The 17180-nt window shown below is 32.1% G+C and carries 16 protein-coding genes and 1 pseudogene; 5 read left to right on the forward strand and 12 right to left on the reverse strand.

Annotated features, from left to right (window positions below):
* Window positions 1-11 precede the first annotated feature (11 nt).
* Window positions 12-203 carry a 2-C-methyl-D-erythritol 4-phosphate cytidylyltransferase gene (locus G4D54_20775; GenBank protein ID QJA04695.1) on the forward strand — a complete coding sequence of 64 codons (192 nt, stop codon included), beginning with the start codon at window positions 12-14 and terminating at the stop codon, window positions 201-203.
* Window positions 200-1555: pseudogene (locus G4D54_20780) on the forward strand (IS4 family transposase). The gene G4D54_20775 and the pseudogene G4D54_20780 overlap by 4 nt, the downstream one beginning before the upstream one ends.
* Window positions 1556-1739: 184 nt before the next feature.
* On the opposite strand, the gene G4D54_20785 reads toward G4D54_20780, so the two are convergent.
* Complete coding sequence (locus G4D54_20785; protein QJA04696.1) at window positions 1740-2285, reverse strand: M23 family metallopeptidase; 546 nt, start codon at window positions 2283-2285, stop codon at window positions 1740-1742.
* Between the two features lie 148 nt (window positions 2286-2433).
* Window positions 2434-2751 (reverse strand): hypothetical protein, encoded by a 318-nt coding sequence (locus tag G4D54_20790; protein QJA05252.1) that lies wholly within the window; start codon window positions 2749-2751, stop codon window positions 2434-2436.
* 391 nt (window positions 2752-3142) lie between these two features.
* On the opposite strand from G4D54_20790, the gene G4D54_20795 reads away from it, so the two are divergent.
* Window positions 3143-3310 (forward strand): IS110 family transposase, encoded by a 168-nt coding sequence (locus G4D54_20795; protein ID QJA04697.1) that lies wholly within the window; start codon window positions 3143-3145, stop codon window positions 3308-3310.
* Between the two features lie 405 nt (window positions 3311-3715).
* Here the strand turns inward: G4D54_20795 and G4D54_20800 are convergent, their stop codons facing one another.
* The 4 genes from G4D54_20800 to G4D54_20815 form a co-directional block, all read right to left on the reverse strand.
* A complete protein-coding gene (locus G4D54_20800; protein ID QJA04698.1) occupies window positions 3716-3871 on the reverse strand; it encodes a hypothetical protein in 156 nt (51 codons plus the stop codon).
* 20 nt (window positions 3872-3891) lie between these two features.
* Window positions 3892-4692, reverse strand: coding sequence for a hypothetical protein (locus G4D54_20805; GenBank protein ID QJA04699.1), 801 nt, complete (start codon window positions 4690-4692; stop codon window positions 3892-3894).
* A gap of 248 nt (window positions 4693-4940) precedes the next feature.
* On the reverse strand, window positions 4941-5480 hold the full coding sequence (locus G4D54_20810; GenBank protein ID QJA04700.1) for a hypothetical protein: 540 nt from the start codon (window positions 5478-5480) through the stop codon (window positions 4941-4943).
* A gap of 273 nt (window positions 5481-5753) precedes the next feature.
* Complete coding sequence (locus G4D54_20815) at window positions 5754-7265, reverse strand: LCP family protein (GenBank protein ID QJA04701.1); 1512 nt, start codon at window positions 7263-7265, stop codon at window positions 5754-5756.
* A 702-nt stretch (window positions 7266-7967) separates the two neighbouring features.
* Here G4D54_20815 and G4D54_20820 point away from each other — a divergent pair.
* Complete coding sequence (locus tag G4D54_20820; protein ID QJA04702.1) at window positions 7968-8375, forward strand: transposase; 408 nt, start codon at window positions 7968-7970, stop codon at window positions 8373-8375.
* Window positions 8376-8769: 394 nt separating this feature from the next.
* On the forward strand, window positions 8770-9114 hold the full coding sequence (locus tag G4D54_20825; protein QJA04703.1) for a hypothetical protein: 345 nt from the start codon (window positions 8770-8772) through the stop codon (window positions 9112-9114).
* Between the two features lie 963 nt (window positions 9115-10077).
* On the opposite strand, the gene G4D54_20830 is transcribed toward G4D54_20825, so the two are convergent.
* From G4D54_20830 to G4D54_20855, 6 genes are all read right to left on the reverse strand, one after another.
* Window positions 10078-10626 carry a hypothetical protein gene (locus tag G4D54_20830; GenBank protein ID QJA04704.1) on the reverse strand — a complete coding sequence of 183 codons (549 nt, stop codon included), beginning with the start codon at window positions 10624-10626 and terminating at the stop codon, window positions 10078-10080.
* 12 nt (window positions 10627-10638) lie between these two features.
* A complete protein-coding gene (locus tag G4D54_20835; protein QJA04705.1) occupies window positions 10639-13629 on the reverse strand; it encodes a hypothetical protein in 2991 nt (996 codons plus the stop codon).
* A gap of 281 nt (window positions 13630-13910) precedes the next feature.
* Window positions 13911-15338 (reverse strand): hypothetical protein, encoded by a 1428-nt coding sequence (locus G4D54_20840; GenBank protein ID QJA04706.1) that lies wholly within the window; start codon window positions 15336-15338, stop codon window positions 13911-13913.
* Window positions 15339-15415: 77 nt separating this feature from the next.
* Window positions 15416-15760 carry an EamA family transporter gene (locus tag G4D54_20845; protein ID QJA04707.1) on the reverse strand — a complete coding sequence of 115 codons (345 nt, stop codon included), beginning with the start codon at window positions 15758-15760 and terminating at the stop codon, window positions 15416-15418.
* Window positions 15753-16100: an EamA family transporter gene (locus tag G4D54_20850; GenBank protein ID QJA04708.1), complete on the reverse strand. Its 348-nt coding sequence runs from the start codon at window positions 16098-16100 to the stop codon at window positions 15753-15755. The genes G4D54_20845 and G4D54_20850 overlap by 8 nt, the downstream gene beginning before the upstream one ends.
* A 170-nt stretch (window positions 16101-16270) precedes the next feature.
* Window positions 16271-17179, reverse strand: a complete 909-nt coding sequence (locus G4D54_20855; protein ID QJA04709.1) for a glycosyltransferase — start codon at window positions 17177-17179, stop codon at window positions 16271-16273.
* Between the last annotated feature and the right edge of the window lies 1 nt (window position 17180).

Genomic DNA, 17180 nt, shown 5'->3' on the forward strand with positions numbered 1-17180 from the left:
ATGGTGCTGTTATGTATGTGAGAACTTGGAAAAAAGGATCCAAAATCTATGCCAGTATTGTGAAATCTACTAGAAATGGTACAAAAGTTTCTCAGGAGACTGTTGCTTATCTTGGAGAAGTCACTTTTGATCAGATCCCTTATCTTAAAGCTGCTTATGCTAAGAATAAACCATTATTGGTTTATCCGGAGGAGTCCTTATGATGTCGTGTGAAAAATCTTATCTAAACAGGATTCATAGAACCGCTTTTCTGCTCGATACTGAATATATTGATATTATCCGTGGAAATAATCAAAATGCTTATACGAGAAAGAGAAAAATCCTTTTGCCTCATATCTTTATGCAGATGCTTGCCACAACCGGAAAATCACAGAAGAATGAAATTTCTGATTTCATTGAACAAGTTGATGAAAATATAGAAATATCACAAACAGGTTATTTTAATGCGCGGATGAAATTTAACCCTGATGCCCTTCGTACAATTCTTCATGATATCAACAGAGATGTATATGCAGAAAAGAAATTATTAAAATTAAATGATTATTATATTATGGCGATTGATGGAAGCGATTTTTTTGATACCTAAATGGAGAGATAATAAAGAGGTTTGGAAAACAAAAATTGCACGATGGCGATAATGATCCTGTGATGGGTTCTGCTTCCAGTATTTTTGATGTCATTAATAAATGTATTATAGATATATCTATAAATTCGTATAAATACAGTGAGAAATCAAGCGCAGAAGATCATTTGGGTTATGCACGAGATATCTTACCTCAAGGATCAAAAATGGTTTGTATATTTGACAGAGGATATCCTTCTATTAAGCTGATCGATCAGATGTTAGAAAGCGGTCAATATTTTGTCTTTCGATTAAAAGCAAATGATTTTAAAAGGGAATGTGAAGAACTTCGTGATGATGAAGATGATAAATGGATTGATGTCATATATGGTAGATTGCGGAGTAATCACTTCCGTGAGGATAGATCATTTCGGATAAAACTTATGAATACTACCTACCATTTACGTTTTGTGAAATTCCAAATCGTACTCAATGACGGAAGTACAGCTACAGAGATATTATTGACAAATCTTTCTGAAACTGATTTTTGATACAGAAAGTATGAAGGAACTGTATCATCTGTGCTGGGACATAGAAACCTGCTATCGCTCCATGAAGTCACAATTAAAGATGGAAGAATTCTCAGGTTATCGGGAACAATTGATAAAGCAGGATATATACGCATGTGCATTAGTATACAATGCTGTATCTGATATCGTATGTTCAAAAGAAAACTTAAGTACCATACGACAGGAAAGATATAAATATGAGATGGCATTTAATAGAAATTATGCGAGTGGAAAATTGAAACACTATCTACTGAAGATATTTGTGTATTATGATCATCCAAAGCTAGCCAAAAAAGCATCAGTAAAAATGGATAAAGAGATGATGCGTCATCTCTGTCCAATACGCCAAGACAGAAATAGCATATATAGCAGACAGAAAAAGCGATTGAATAAACATAGAATGACTTATCGTTATTCTTATTGATGTAGTGTGAAATAGTATGATAGTATCAAATTCGTGTTTTTTTGCGCACTTATTTTTCAAAAAAAAGTATCCTCTATAGGAACATATTGATTGTTCTCTATACTGAATACTCTTTTTTTGTCAAGATACCTTAAGTTGATGACATTGTTCCAAGATAGAATCGGCTCCTCTTTTTGGTTGTAAACTAAAGATGTTTCCACTTCATATTATTGCCATTTATTATATCTGTTTTATCTACGAAACAGCATTTATCCGCACTGATGGAATTCGGCAAATGATACACCTTGGTTTTTTGATTCAGGTCATATTTGTATGTAAATTTTCCCTTTGCAATTTCAAAATGATTATGATTTCCTGTAGCTCTGCCTGCAGTTCCCGCATTCGCTATCTGTGTGCCCTGGCTATATTTTACACCAACTCTGATACCGTCAAGATTGTTGTCGTGTATAATCATAATCGTAGCATAGTCCATTGTTCCATCCGCAAAGCGAACCTTATTCTGAGACTGCCAGAATACTGCATTTCCCAAATCCGGTCCATCAACGCCGACACAGACTACATCAAAGGGAGCATATAAAGGACTGCATCCACCTTTATAGCCTGCTAAATCAAGCGCATTAACTCCCTGATGTGAGTATGATCCATTATTACCCTGCGTGATATTCATGTGCTCCACAGGAAACAGAATATTCTGTATTCCGTCTTTCATGCTTTTTTGATGTGCTTGCATTTTATCTTCTCCTTTATGTTACATACATACTGATTTTTATTGAAGAAAGCTCTGCTTTTCGTAATCAGTTTCTTTACATGTGTGCATTATTCCCGCATGTGCAAAATAATCCTATCCGAAAATATATTGAACAGGATCATGCTTAAGCTTACATTTCTTCCGGAATTTTAAAACTCAAAAGTGTCTCACGAACATCAGCATCCTGAGGCCACTCATCACAGAAAACAAGATAGTTGCTCATTTTCTCTGATCCCTGATATGTACCCATGCAATACATATCATCCAGTATAACGGAATTTGCATCAGCTGTTGTATTTGTTTTTTTCAAATACATAGTATATGCAATTTCATACTTGTTCTGTGGAGTGACACTGAGGAAATCTGACAACTCATCATTTCCCAGTGGTCCAACAAGAACACGTGAATAACCACAGCCTAGATAAGCCATTAAGCTTTTGTGAATCACCATGAATGCAGATGATTGAGATAATTGATAACATTCTGATGCGGTGCACAGGCAGGCCGATTATAATGAATATCAACAGCAGCATACGTTCCTGATTGGTTCTTTGTAATCGCCATTCTACTCCCTCCTTCCATCCTTAGGATATCAGAATACCAATATGATGAGTGATGATTATCTTATTTGTACGAATTAAAGGTTCTGTTATGCAAATTCGTTATTTATTATAATTGGTTTTCATCAAGCAGTTTTCACACTTTTTTATGATAAAATTACTTTTCCCCATGCCCCTATCCTGGATTGTATACTCCATATCGCATCATGAAATCTCATTTATATAATGAGCAGCTCTATCCTATACTAGATATTACAGGACCTGTTAGAGAAAGTTGAGATGATCAGAAACGATGCGGATGAAACCCTACGGAAAATAATTCAGATAGCGGAAACGATAAATGAATATTATCTTATTTTAAGCATAGATGGAATCGATCCTAACCTGGCATCTAGAATATTGGCAGAAATAGGTGATATAAAGCGATTTGAGACACGGGAAGCATAGATAGCTTATCTTGGCTTAGATCCAAATATCAGTCAATCAGGACAACTGGATGGTGATCATTTATCTATCTCAAAGAAGGGAGAAACAAGCGATTACGATGTCTACTGTATTTGGCGGTCACATGTAATATAAGGCTAAAGAAAGTAAATCCCATCAATCAGTTTTATCAAAAGAAAAGGTAGCAATTGAATCCGTTAAATTCAAAAGCCGCCAAGGTTGCATGTACCGCTAAACTAGCTAAAATCATTTACGGTATGTGCAAGAACAACACTATCTTTCAAAGATAGCCTATTTATATTATAAATATTTCTCAGAAAAATGGAAGATTCCATCTTTTTGTCGTAGACAAGTGATCTACTGATAATGAAGTGATATTTTCTGAAATTTAGGCTTGATTTTTATTATCTAATTTTTATTAATTTCTGTATATAAAATATGTCCATCTTGTGTTAAAGCCACAGTGCGAAGCCACCCAGCAGAAATCTGCACAACATTGTTCCAATCAGCTATTTCAGTTTGTCCAAAATTTTCTTTTTTATCAAGAATTTCTATAGATATCACAGTTCCATCTTTACGGAGTCCTATACTATGAAATCTACCGCTGATATTGCAATAATATCACGCCAACCTGAAACAGAACAACATCCATCTTTTTCATATCCTATCGAAACAACAGTTCCGTCATTTCTTATTCCCAATGTATGGTTCGATCCTGACGCTATTTGTACTATACTGGTCCAATCAGTCACATCCGTTTCACCAAAATCATATTTTTCATTATTGATTTTTGTAGATACAACTGTTCCATCCGTTTTCAATCCTATGGTATGATCCCATGCTGCACAAACCTGAATGATATCTGTCCAAGCATCTACATCTCCTTGCCCAAAATCATACATGTCATCAATGAATGTAGAAATTACTGTACCGTCTTTGCGTAACCCAACGGTACGCCACATCCCTGCTGATACCTGAACAATATCAGTCCATCTATCTACTTCTTCTTGTCCTGTATCATTAGAAGTATTTATTGACGTTGAAATAACAGAACCGTCATCTTTCAAACCTACAGTATGATATTCATTAGAAGATACTTGTATTATATTCTCCCAGTTCTTCACATTATTTTGTCCACGATTATCTTCAGATTTGTGAATTGTTGTAGATAACACAGTACCATCTTTTTTTAAAGCTATCGTACTGTATACACCAGCCTCGATTTGGGGTAGATTGTGATTTTCAGTCTTTACTGTCTCTTTTTCAGTTTTCTGCTCTATTTTAGCAGAAACAGTGTCAGAAATATTTTCATTGTCATGTGACGTTTGCTGCATCACTGTATTGATAAGAAGTGCAATCAGAATTAGAGCTCCTGATCCAACCATGATAGCCAGCTTCTTTCTCCTCTGTTGATTTACACGCATCTGGGACTTTCATAGCTGTCGGTACTCTACTTCACGTTCTTTCAGATTTCCTAGCTGCGTGACCATTTCTGTTGTTATCAGCGCACCGGTTATCTTCTCACAATACTGTCTTATATTTTCTTCAAAGCTTAAATCAACAGATAAGGTAAGTTTTTCATCTTCTAGAAATTTCTTAATTTTGTTAGTTATCAGCTCTTCATACTTTATTTTTAACGAGGCCTTATCCAGACATGATAGTAATTTGCTTTTACTAAACCGTAAGTATCTTCCATTTTTATTGCAAAATTTTCAAGAATATTGTCAAGCGTCTGTTGCTCATCCATTCTTAAAAATTTATCTGGCTGCTTATAAGCCCTTTCTCTTAAGTCTTCATTCATCAATTCAATCAAATTCTGTTTTTCAGAACCGCACGATTCACAGACATCTGATTTTGCTGCATTACAAAACCCGCAAGAACAGACCCAAAATTTATCCTTTATTAAGGGTAGAGTATTTACAGTTAAGTGTGAAGTATAATCATTTAATAAATTCAATTGCTGACGATCATAGTTTAACTTGATATTCGAAACTATATGACCATTCACAACATACTCTTCTCCGTCAACAATATAGCTAATTAAAGATAAATCTGTAGATGCGTCAGATAGCTCTATTTCATATACAAAACCTAGCAAATTTTGATTTTGATATTCTGAAACGTATTCAAATCGTTTAATTGTAAATTCCTGTCCATGAAAATTAAATTTCATTTGCATTAAATCATTTGTTCATTGAAAAATCGATTATACCTTTAGAAATCTTCTGTATATGTCATTACGCTTTACAATAATATTTTCGATGCTATAAAGCCAATATACTGAATCTAATCCTAATCGATTACGTATACCGTCTTTATCCATGCAATTATAGAGCACGTAAAATAAATCATATTTAAAAATTTAGAATATAAGTATCCGTATGCAAAAAAAGTCAGTCTATAATGCAATAAAATCTGCAAAATAACCTGACTTTTTATTTAAATATTATTCATCGGCTGTGTTTTCTTCCATAACCTGTTGAGCAAGAGCTTTTACATCTTCTCCGTTCTCAACTTTCTTTATAACTTCAACAGCACGTTTCACTGTATTGACATTTGGTTCCATCACCCAGGAATTAAATCCGTTTGCCGGTGACCATGCACTGCCATTACCGGTTCCATTAACGGAAATTTGTTCAATATCCCAGCCACTCATATCGTTTATCTGCATTTTAATCAAAGATGTCATTTCGCTGTTACTCATATTTGTCTGGAAGCTACCACTGACTGCATCCAAAATACTCGTATAATTTGTAATAATTGATGGTGAAATTGCTTTGTTTATGATTCCGGTAATAACTCTCATCTGATTCTTACCACGATCGCGGTCACCGCCCCCTAAATTATAACGTTCGCGGGCAAAGCGTAATGCTTTTGCACCATCCATATAAACTTCTCCTGCTTCATAAGAATAAGTTCCATCACTTGCTGTAAATGCAACTGGATTATTAACCGTGATACCACCTAAAGCATTAACAATATTCTCTACGCTTGAGAAATTTACACGTACATAATAGTTAATATCGATACCAAAATAATTTTCCACTGTTTCTACAGTGCAGTCTACTCCAAAAATACCAGTGTGTGTCAGTTTATCTGTCTGACCTCCCTGACATGGCTGAGGCACATAATAGTCACGAGGAATGCTAGTTAACAGAATCTGATGTGTTTTAGGATTCACTGTCGCAATCATATTAACATCAGATCTGGATACTGTAGATATTGTTCCATAAGTATCAATACCTGTTATGTAAATGTTAAATGGTTCAGAAGTCACATTTACATTTTTACTAATATCTTTAGTTGTAGTCTTATATTTGTAGCTTTTTACTATCCTTGTTTCTGAGTCAAACTTAGAATGATTATCCTCAAACAAGCTTCTTGTGGCTTCATCCATAATAATAGCGTCAATTTTCCCATCATATAGATCATCAGCAATAGTCTTATAAGATTTATAATCAACCGTTGATATATCCTGTCCTGCGTCTTTCTTTATGTCCGCAAGTCCCTTTTTCATGATATCCTGAGTTCCTGTTTTTGTTAAGCCAAATTTACTATTTTTTAAATCTTCAATACTTTCAGCTTTATTCTCTTTCATCACTACTACAGATACAATAGATGTCTGCGTATCATCCCCAGTCATTCTGGAGAATGCTGATCCTGTTTTAAATAAATACCAGTTGCCAACGCCTAAGAACACCGCTAATATAACAATCAATATTTTTCCCAATACCTTATTTACTTTATTTACTTTTTTCCCAAACTGGAGATAATACATTCCTAAAAGCAGTAATAATAATATGACACATACAATCATTGCATATTTCATAGGGATCACATTTACCGTGAATACCTGAACAATCATACCTAAAGTTAGTAATGCATAAAGAAGGACAAAATAAAAACCTACATTTTTAAATAAAGGCGTTTTCTTTGTCTTATGTATTCTCTTTGCCATAAACAGCCTCCTCTTTTAATCAACAGTTCTATTATAAAGGTTTTTCAACTATTTGACCATACGATTTGTATTACATTTCCTTAATATTACACAAGTTTCATACATTCTTGGATAATAGACAATTACCAAGGTTGAAAAAGGATGCTGAAGGATGGATCATTGCTATGTTACTTTCATCACGAAAATTGGTCATAGATGTTATAAAGGCAAACCTGAAAATAAGTTTGATAGGCGAAGCCTCCCCTATTTATTGTTTGCCGTATGATTTAAGGGGAAAAAATTCTAATTAAAAAAGATTGAAATCAATACTTCTTTAAAAAACGTTAAAATATTTACCTCTTTTTTGTCAAATTGTTTGAAGAAAAAAGCAGGAATAATTTGCAAGCGGTTTAAAATCAGCACATGTCCAAAATCATAGGGGCTGTAACGAGCAAGCAGACATAGAAATCGAAAAGCAATCATCCAGATACTGGAAAAAGTGCTTATTATTTGGTAAAATTAATTGCTTGTATTAAATATATTACCTAAGAAAAATTATAGCACATATCAAGCGATCCTGCCATTAAATTCAATTTTCTTTCCAAAAATGACATAGCACATGATGATATTTCACGCACTGTTCTTGAAATCACAGGAGGTATAAATTTAAATAAGCATATTGATTTCACTAACAGAAATACTCATGGCTATAATGGCATCTATATGAATTACGGTTATCCTCGCATGGGCTTGTTCGGTTACGCTTCCACTAGAAAACTTGAGAAACTGTGCCGTACTGATATCCGTTTCATATCTCTTATGAATAATTACAGACCTTGCCATCAGGCTTTCCACTGCTTCATCCATGATGATCTGAAAATGCCGATAGATAAGATATTCACTGAGATCAACAATTACATTGAACAGCAGGATACTGTAGATACATATGTACTGTATCTTGATGGCACTAAATTTGAAGCGAACGCAAACAAAATGACCTTTGTGTGGAAGAAGGCCATAACGAAATATAGAGCCAGATGCTGGGAAAAGACAATGAAATGCATTAAGAGTCTAAACCGTAATATTAAAAATGACCTTGAATTATCAATGATTTTTTTCAGTCTATCATGAAATCAGACTTGATTATCTGATGGATGTCTGTGACTGGATCGAACGATGCATGAATGGACATGGGATAGAGTTCAAACATGGTAAGGGGAAAAGAAAGCATAAAGTCCAGAGATACTATGATGAATTAAAGGAATATGGGCTAAAGATGTATAAATATACGCTTCATATAGATATACTTGCAGAACGCAACAGTTTCTCTAAGACAAATCCAGATGCAACATTCATGCATATGAAATATGATTATTATAACAATACCGGTGTATTCAAACCGGGATATAATGTGCAGATGGGAGTAAGCAGCGAATATATCCGGCATATCTATATCAGTGCAGATGCTGGATATGGCTGATATAATAATTACGGTTATAACAGTATCCACCACATTGAGCAGTATTTGAAATATCCTGGATATGAGAAAGAAAAAGAGAAGAAAACGAAAAAGAATCAGTTCAAAAGCTTTCAAATGAAAGAGAATGAGAACGGTGAGATCATATGTCCAGCTGGGCATGCTTTTACGCTGGTATCATCAACGCTGGATCATAGAAGTATGTATCCAAAGACAAATCAGAAATATGTGAATGAGCATTGCGGAGACTGCCCTTTGAGATCGAGATGCACAAAAGCAAGGAAAGGCAGGACACTGAACAGAAGCCGGGATATGGAAAAATATCATAAAGAGGTGCGCAAGAATCTCGAAAGCGAGGAAGGAAAGAAAATTATGATGCAGAGAAGCATCTAGGCAGAAGGTGTGTTTGCGAATCTGAAACAGGACTATGGATATACATTATGAATACCACTGTAAACACACGAAAAAAGAGCTGTAACGTTCTGTAGCCCAATTTAATGACTATTCGTTACAGCCCCTTTTATATTCATATTTGCATAGGCTTTTTAACGGATTTACTGGACCTCATCACTGTTTCTATTAATCTTTTTTCAGCTTTTTGTATAAACTTCTCGTCACGGAATACTCATTTACTTTACATATTTTCCTAATCAGTCTTATAAACAGGTAATTAATAGGCTTTATATTCTCCAATTATCTATATTTAATTTATTTTTTGCATACACATAGGTATTACTAGAACTTATAACTCATTTCCATCAATCATCTTATAGGCATATACACGTTAGAAATAATATTCCGATTTAGTGATCTGTGCATCATAGATGAATTATTCCCTTTTACCATATAGCGATAATTCATACACAATTCACCTGGTGCTTGCCTGTAATATATAACCATCAGCTTCTGCATTTATATCTCAGCTTTAAACTTTTTCACTGTTTTAGGTCTAGGCTTCGCATAAACATATTAATCCGATACACTTAATTGCCTTTTACCATTTATAATTTTGTAAATATATACCTTATAAAAGTTGTACTCACTCTGATAATTGAGGTATATTTCCATCCATAATCGCCTTTATAATGGGATTAAGTAAAAGTTAAGGTAGAGTATAAGCAGCAACCCAAGAAACATGAGAAAGTATTATTTAGTATCCAATTTACTTTGAAGAAAAGAACGATAACTATACACATGCGTATTATCACCATAACCTAACTCTTTTATACAGCTCAGATATGTGATAAAACCTTTTCATATTCCTGATACATATTTAGGTGGATAGCGCATAATTCCATGATAAGACGAAGGGGTAAAATTTTCTATACCACAATAAACAGGATATGTTAAGTTTACCTACTTCAACATCTCATCAGTTCCATTTGCTTCTTCATAAGCAAAATTCGCATCATATGCATAACTATAAAGATAAATACCATAAGGAATTCCCAAACGATTGCACTCACTAACATTGTATTGAAAATATTTATCTTCCATTAGATGTCCATATCCAACACGAATAATCACACCATCAACATCAGAGGATTTTACTTTTTTCCAATCTATCTTTCCGTTGTGTTCGGAAACATCAATAATTTTCTTTGTTCCTTTTCTCTCAAAAAGCACATTGTTTGCATCATAAAAACTTTTAATACCATTCTCATTAACCCAATATGGACCAACATCACGAAAATCTCTGCTTGTCATTTCTTGATTTTGTCCCATAGCAGCATTTTTCATTTTGTCTATTTCATTAAGATTAATTTTTTGATAACTATTTTCATCAACAATTTCAGTTTCTGTTTCATTTACTTCTGCCAAAACATTAAAATCATTTTGCAAAAGTAATAAAGCTATACAGAGTATAAATTTTAAAGTTTTCTTCACTCTACTTCTTTCTTTCATAGTTCTATTTTATTAATTGCCTTTCGCATATTTATACATATTACTTGGACCTAAAATACGATTCCCTTTTTCAGTAATATAAGGATAAACACGGTAAAAATTATATTCATTATTCGACGCTGTTGTATCTGTATATTCTGTTCCTTTTATCATATAACGATATTCAAAGTTACCATTACCAATTCGGCGATATACAATATAACCTTCGGCATCTTCTACTTTATCCCAGCTAATCTTTACTTTGTTCTTTCCTGCTGGTACTGCGTTCAAGTTATTTACAGCAGCTAAGCCTCCCTTTTGATAAACATAATTACCTGCTACTCCCAATTGACGTTTCCCATTTTCAGTAATATAAGGATAAACACGGTAAAAATTATGTTCATTGTTCGACGCTGTTGTATCTGTATATTCTGTTCCTTTTACCATATAACGATATTCAAAGTTACCATTACCAATTCGACGATATACAATATAGCCTTCGGCATCTTCTACTTTGTCCCAGCTAATTTTTACCTTATTCTTTCCTGCTGGTACTGCGTTCAAGTTATTTGCAGCAGCTAAACCGCCTTTTTGATAAACATAATTACCTGCTACTCCCAATTGACGTTTTCCATTTTCAGTAATATAAGGATAAACACGGTAAAAATTATATTCATTGTTCGACGCTGTTGTATCTGTATATTCTGTTCCTTTTACCATATAACGATATTCAAAGTTACCATTACCAATTCGGCGATATACAATATAACCTTCGGCATCTTCTACTTTATCCCAGCTAATCTTTACCTTATTGTTCCCTGCTGGTACCGCATTCAAGTTATTTACAGCAGCTAATCCCCCCTTTTGATAAACATAATTACCTGCTACTCCCAATTGACGTTTCCCGTTCAATGTTACATACGGATAAATACGATAGTAATTATATTCACTGTTCGACGCTGTTGTATCTGTATATTCTGTTCCTTTTACCATATAACGATATTCAAAATTACCATTACCAATTCGACGATATACAATGTAACCTTCTGCATTTTCTACTTTATCCCAGCTAATCTTTACTTTGTTCTTTCCTGCTGGTACTGCGTTCAAGTTATTTGCAGCATCTAACAGCCTCATTCCATCAACTGCCATAGACATTTCACTGACTTTTTCTTTACCTTTTACATTTTTATAAGATGCAATTTTATAAGAATAGAGACTGCGTTTTGTTGCAGTATCTGCGTAAGAAGTGTTCATATTCCCAGTAATCTTAGCAATCTGTTTATATATTGTTTCGTTAGGATCTTTACGATATAATATATAACCATCAGCGAGCTCATTACTTTCCCATGTTATATTCAATTTATCATTAGTTCCTGGAGTAACTTCTAATTTTTCGGGTGCTTCTAATGATTCTAATTCTTGAGGAATGATATTTCCATAAGAATATAAAACATAGTTATCATCAGAAGTAATGTTTTGAACATCGACAAGACCGAAAGTTTCATTCGCTTCAATAACTTTATTATTTCCTAAATAAATTGCAATATGATGAACTTGATCAGTGTGATCGCATTCTGGGTCACCACAATTTGGCTTTGACCAGAAAATCAAATCGCCTGGCTTTAATTGTTCCCTTGTAATTTCTTTGTTATTATTTTTTACAAACATTGCTTGCTCAAAAGATTCAGCACGATAATCCCATAAATCAATATCTAGATTTTCATAAGCAAAAGTGACAAAGGAACTGCATACATAACCATCTGGATCAGTTGTATAACGTACACCTATTTTATCCAATGCTTTATTAATAATATTGGGTCGTACATCATCTTTATAATCATCATCAATATAATGATTCATCATAATACCTTTATTATTAAATTGAATAATTACATGATACAAATTATAACTTGTGTTTTTTAATGCCTTTCCACTAGTCTCATCAAAGCAATAAAGATCTTTTCCTACCGAAAAAAGACCAGTCAGCATAATTCCTGATTCTTTATAAAACAGATAAGTATCACCTTGATATGTTTGAAGCCCAGTTCTTACGCCACTTGCAGTATTTTCATCAAAATAATAGGTAAAACCATTATTTGCACGATAAATTCCATTTAATAATTCACCAGTTTTGGGATGAAAATAATATTTTTTATCATTAATTATTTTGATATCTTTATACATAATACCGCTATCTTTTGCAAAATAATATTTCTTTCCATCAATGACCTCAAATCCATTTTGTTTAATACCGCCATTCTTCAAAAAATAATGTGTTTGTTCACCTTTTTCATAATTAATTGTCACAAACCCTATTTTTTGTTTCCCTGTCTTCTCATCAAAATAATATTTTTTTCCATTAATATTTTGGAGTCCGTACGCCATGATTCCATTATTTCCAGCAAAGTAGTATGTATCGCCTTTATTATCAGTATAAAGTCCCGTTGCTACACCACCATCTTTCAAAAAGTAATGTGTTTGTTTTCCATTTCCATAATCAATTGTCACAAGCCCTACTTTTTGCTTCCCAGTCTTTTCATCAAAATAATATTTTTTACCATTGATATTTTGAAGTCCATATACTAGAACTCCATTAGTTCCTGCAAAATAGTACGTATCCCCCTTATTATCAGTATAAAGGCCCATTGCTATCCCACCATTTGATAAGAAATAATGTTTTTGTGTATTACTTCCATAAGAGACTTCCACAATTCCAGTTCTTTGTGCATAAGTAACTTCATCAAAATAATATTTCTTTCCGTTTACTAATTGTAACCCTGTTTTTAATGCCCCTTTATCCCATTCTGGTGCATAATAAGTTTTATTATTTCTTGAAAATAGTCCCATTAATACTTTACCATTTTCCATATAATATGCTTTTCCATTTTTTACAACAATATGACTGTCAATACTAGCTACACTGGAAACAACTGGTGGCGCTTCTTGACGAAGTGGTATAGCAGGCAAAACTTGTCCGCCCATACAGCTTATAACTGTGCTTAAAATGATCAAAGTTTTCATAAAATTCTCCTTTTTTTACTAGAGTTAAGTTATACATCAAATAAAATTCAATGCACAATATTTATTTCAGTACTTACATAATCTTAAGAAATAAGTTTAGAAAAATAATCTTATATTTTTTCTAACAAAAAATCAAATTATTAAAAGTTTCTAATTTATTTTTATGCTAATAACTTTAGTGAATTTTATATTTTCAACTAATCCATGTAAATTCTAAATCTTTCCATTCTATATGAATTTGTTATTTTCATTGATTAATTAACAGATCAAATTTAACAAGGTTAATTTATTCTTTCTATTTTGCTATCCTTTATTTGAAGGTATTGGCCATCTTTTACTGTAACAAATCTATTGCCTTTAAAGTAATCATTTGACTCAATACTATCCCATCGATTATAAGAATCATTACAAATCGCATAATAACCATATTCTTTTTCTGGATTTACAACTACATTATATGTTCCTGCTGGAATATCTTTCCCGACTTTAAACATTCCTTCGCTACTCATATCTAAATCTGGCGCATGATTTACAGGATACATATCTAAACCATTTAAAGAAATGCTTTGTCCTTTTTGCAATGTAATATATCCATTATACTCAAGAATATCATTAGTGATGATATCATCATTATTTCCTGTTAATGTGACTTTATAATATCCTAAATTAGCATTGTTTTTAAAAACGATATATTCTCCCTCAGGTACATCTATCCCCACTCGATACATACCCTCTATATATTTTTTTATAGTCTTAGGTATTTTAACATAACTATAATTATTTGAAGGGCCTAGAACTCGCTTTCCATTCACATTTTTATATGCATAAACCCGATAATAATAATACCCTGGTGCCGATGTTTGAGTATCGACAAACGATGTACTGTTTACCATGTAACGATAAACCATTTTTGAATCATTTGGTGATTGGCGATAAATAATATAACCATCTGCATTTGATACTGTATTCCACGTAATTTTTATATTAGAATTTTGTCTTATTGTTTTTAAATTAGTAACAGCCAACGGCATAGGTTTAGCATACTTATATTCATTTGATGGACCAAGTACACGTTTTCCCTTCACATTCTTATATGGGTATACACGATAAAAATTATACTCACCTGTTTTTGCTGTTGTATCAGTATATGTGGTATTACTTACCATGTATCGATATTCGAATATTCCATCTGCAATTTTGCGATATATAATATATCCATCCGCATCTTTTTCTGCATTCCATGTGAGTTTAATTGAAGTAGTTCCAGTTGCTTGTGCTTTAAGATTTTTCACTCCTAATGGTGCAGGTTTAACATACTTATATTCATTTGATGGACCAAGTACACGTTTTCCATTCACATTCTTATATGGATATACACGATAAAAGTTATACTCACCTGTTTGCGCTGTTGTATCAGTATATGTGGTATTACTTACCATGTATCGATATTCAAATTTTCCATCTGCAATTTTACGATATATAATATATCCATCTGCACCTTTAACAGCATTCCATGAAAGCTTTACTAAATTTGCCCCCATGATCTGTGTATTAAAATTAGTTACAGCAGTTAAATCAATATTACTGTATGTTTCGTTCATATTTAACTTTGCTATCTCATCTGAATTTGCTTTTACATTTACATTTATACCATATAAAAACATAAACATTACAAGTATTGAACTAATTACATTTTTCAGAATTCTCATGATTATTCACCTCATTTTTATTTCAAAACCCTTGAAAAGATAATAACTTCATGATTTCCTCTTAACTATTTAAATAGCTATATTTTTATATTAAAAATTACAATTCCTATTAGAATCAATGAAATTCCTATTATTTTATTCTTATTTAATTTTTCCTTTAAAATATATATACTAAGTATTACAACAAATATATAGCTAGTTGTTGTCAAAATAGGACCAAATTTATAATCAATACCACTATATGCATATATATTCATAATCATTGTCAATAATAATAATAAATATCCAGATATAACAACTGGATTTATATATTCCATTATCCAATTCTTATGATTTTTTTTTGCACTCAACTTTAATAAAATTTGAGATATAGCAGCTAAAAAAGACGAAAGTAACATGATTAAAGTATAGATATTAAGCATTTTCATTCACCACCATTATCCCTACAAAAATTATTATAGTCCCTATAATATTAAGTATTGTTATTTCCTCTCTAAAAATAACAACAGACCAAATCATAGACCAAAATAAGAGCATACCTTTATTCACATAAGCAATGGATAAATCAACTTTCTTTAACAATTTTTGCCATAAAAAAGCATAGCTTGCCAATACTATTAACATGATTAATAAAATAACCATTACCATCCATATTTCTTTTTCTAGAAAAGACGAAGCAATTTTTGATAGTATACTTATAATTGAATAAAGAAAAATAATTGCTTGTATTTTTATAATTTGTATCCAATTTATTTTCTTCATAAAGTGTTCCTCCTCATATGTTATTAAATCCATAGTATTAAAATTGCTTACTTTTTTTGTCATAAAATTCATTCTACCATATTTTCTAATACTATTTTGGTAATTACTATTTTAACGACAAACTATAGAGATTTATAAAACAGGCGATATATTTAACCTAGTTATTCTATTTAATCAATGTTTTCTTCTGTTATTTCTGAAATCATATACTGTGGCGTTTGAGTTATAACAAACATCATTCTTACAATATAAATTCCTAGTAGCGATATAGAGAATAATAACAAACCTATGCAAGACGCAATGAGACAAAGTAAATAATTATTATTTCTATTAAATGCAAAAAGCAATGTAAAAAATATAGATAAAATTATAATTACAATAGAAACTACCATAAGATAGTGAAATGGTTGCGCAGAGAAATTTAAAATGCTCGACCATAATTTTAATGATTTCCGAAATGTATAGTTTGAACTGCCACTTATACGTTCAAAATGTTCTAACTCTACATTTGTTATATTTGCAGTTGTTCTAAGAAATAAAGATTGTAAATCCGTAAATTGTGATGGATAAAGAATAATTTTATCACGAATTTTCTTTTTAATTATCCAAAAGCTTGTAGCCTTTAATCCCTTTGGTTTTCCAATTAGCTTTTCAACAGAATAATTATGCAAATTGCTTGTTATTTTTTTTATACCTTTTGAAGTTGTATTTGTATATTTACCATAGACTACATCATAACCCTCTGATATCTTATTAATCAGCTTTTCTATTTGTGATGGATGTGTTTGCATATCATCATCCATTCCTAGATAATAATCCGATTCTTTAATACTTAATCCTGCTAATATTGCATTATGTTGTCCTGCATTTTTGGCTAAATTCACACCAATGACATTTTTATAAGATTTACTTATTTCTTCAATTTTTTTATAAGTTTGATCTTTTGAATAATCATTCACTAAAACAAAATCATAAGAAATACCTTTTAATTCGCTTAAAATTTTACTTGTTAAATCCACTACTTTTCCGATTGTATCTGCTGAATTATAACAAGGAATTACTATTGTAATTTTCATCATT

The organism is [Clostridium] innocuum (assembly GCA_012317185.1).
Taxonomy (GTDB): domain Bacteria; phylum Bacillota_I; class Bacilli_A; order Erysipelotrichales; family Erysipelotrichaceae; genus Clostridium_AQ; species Clostridium_AQ innocuum.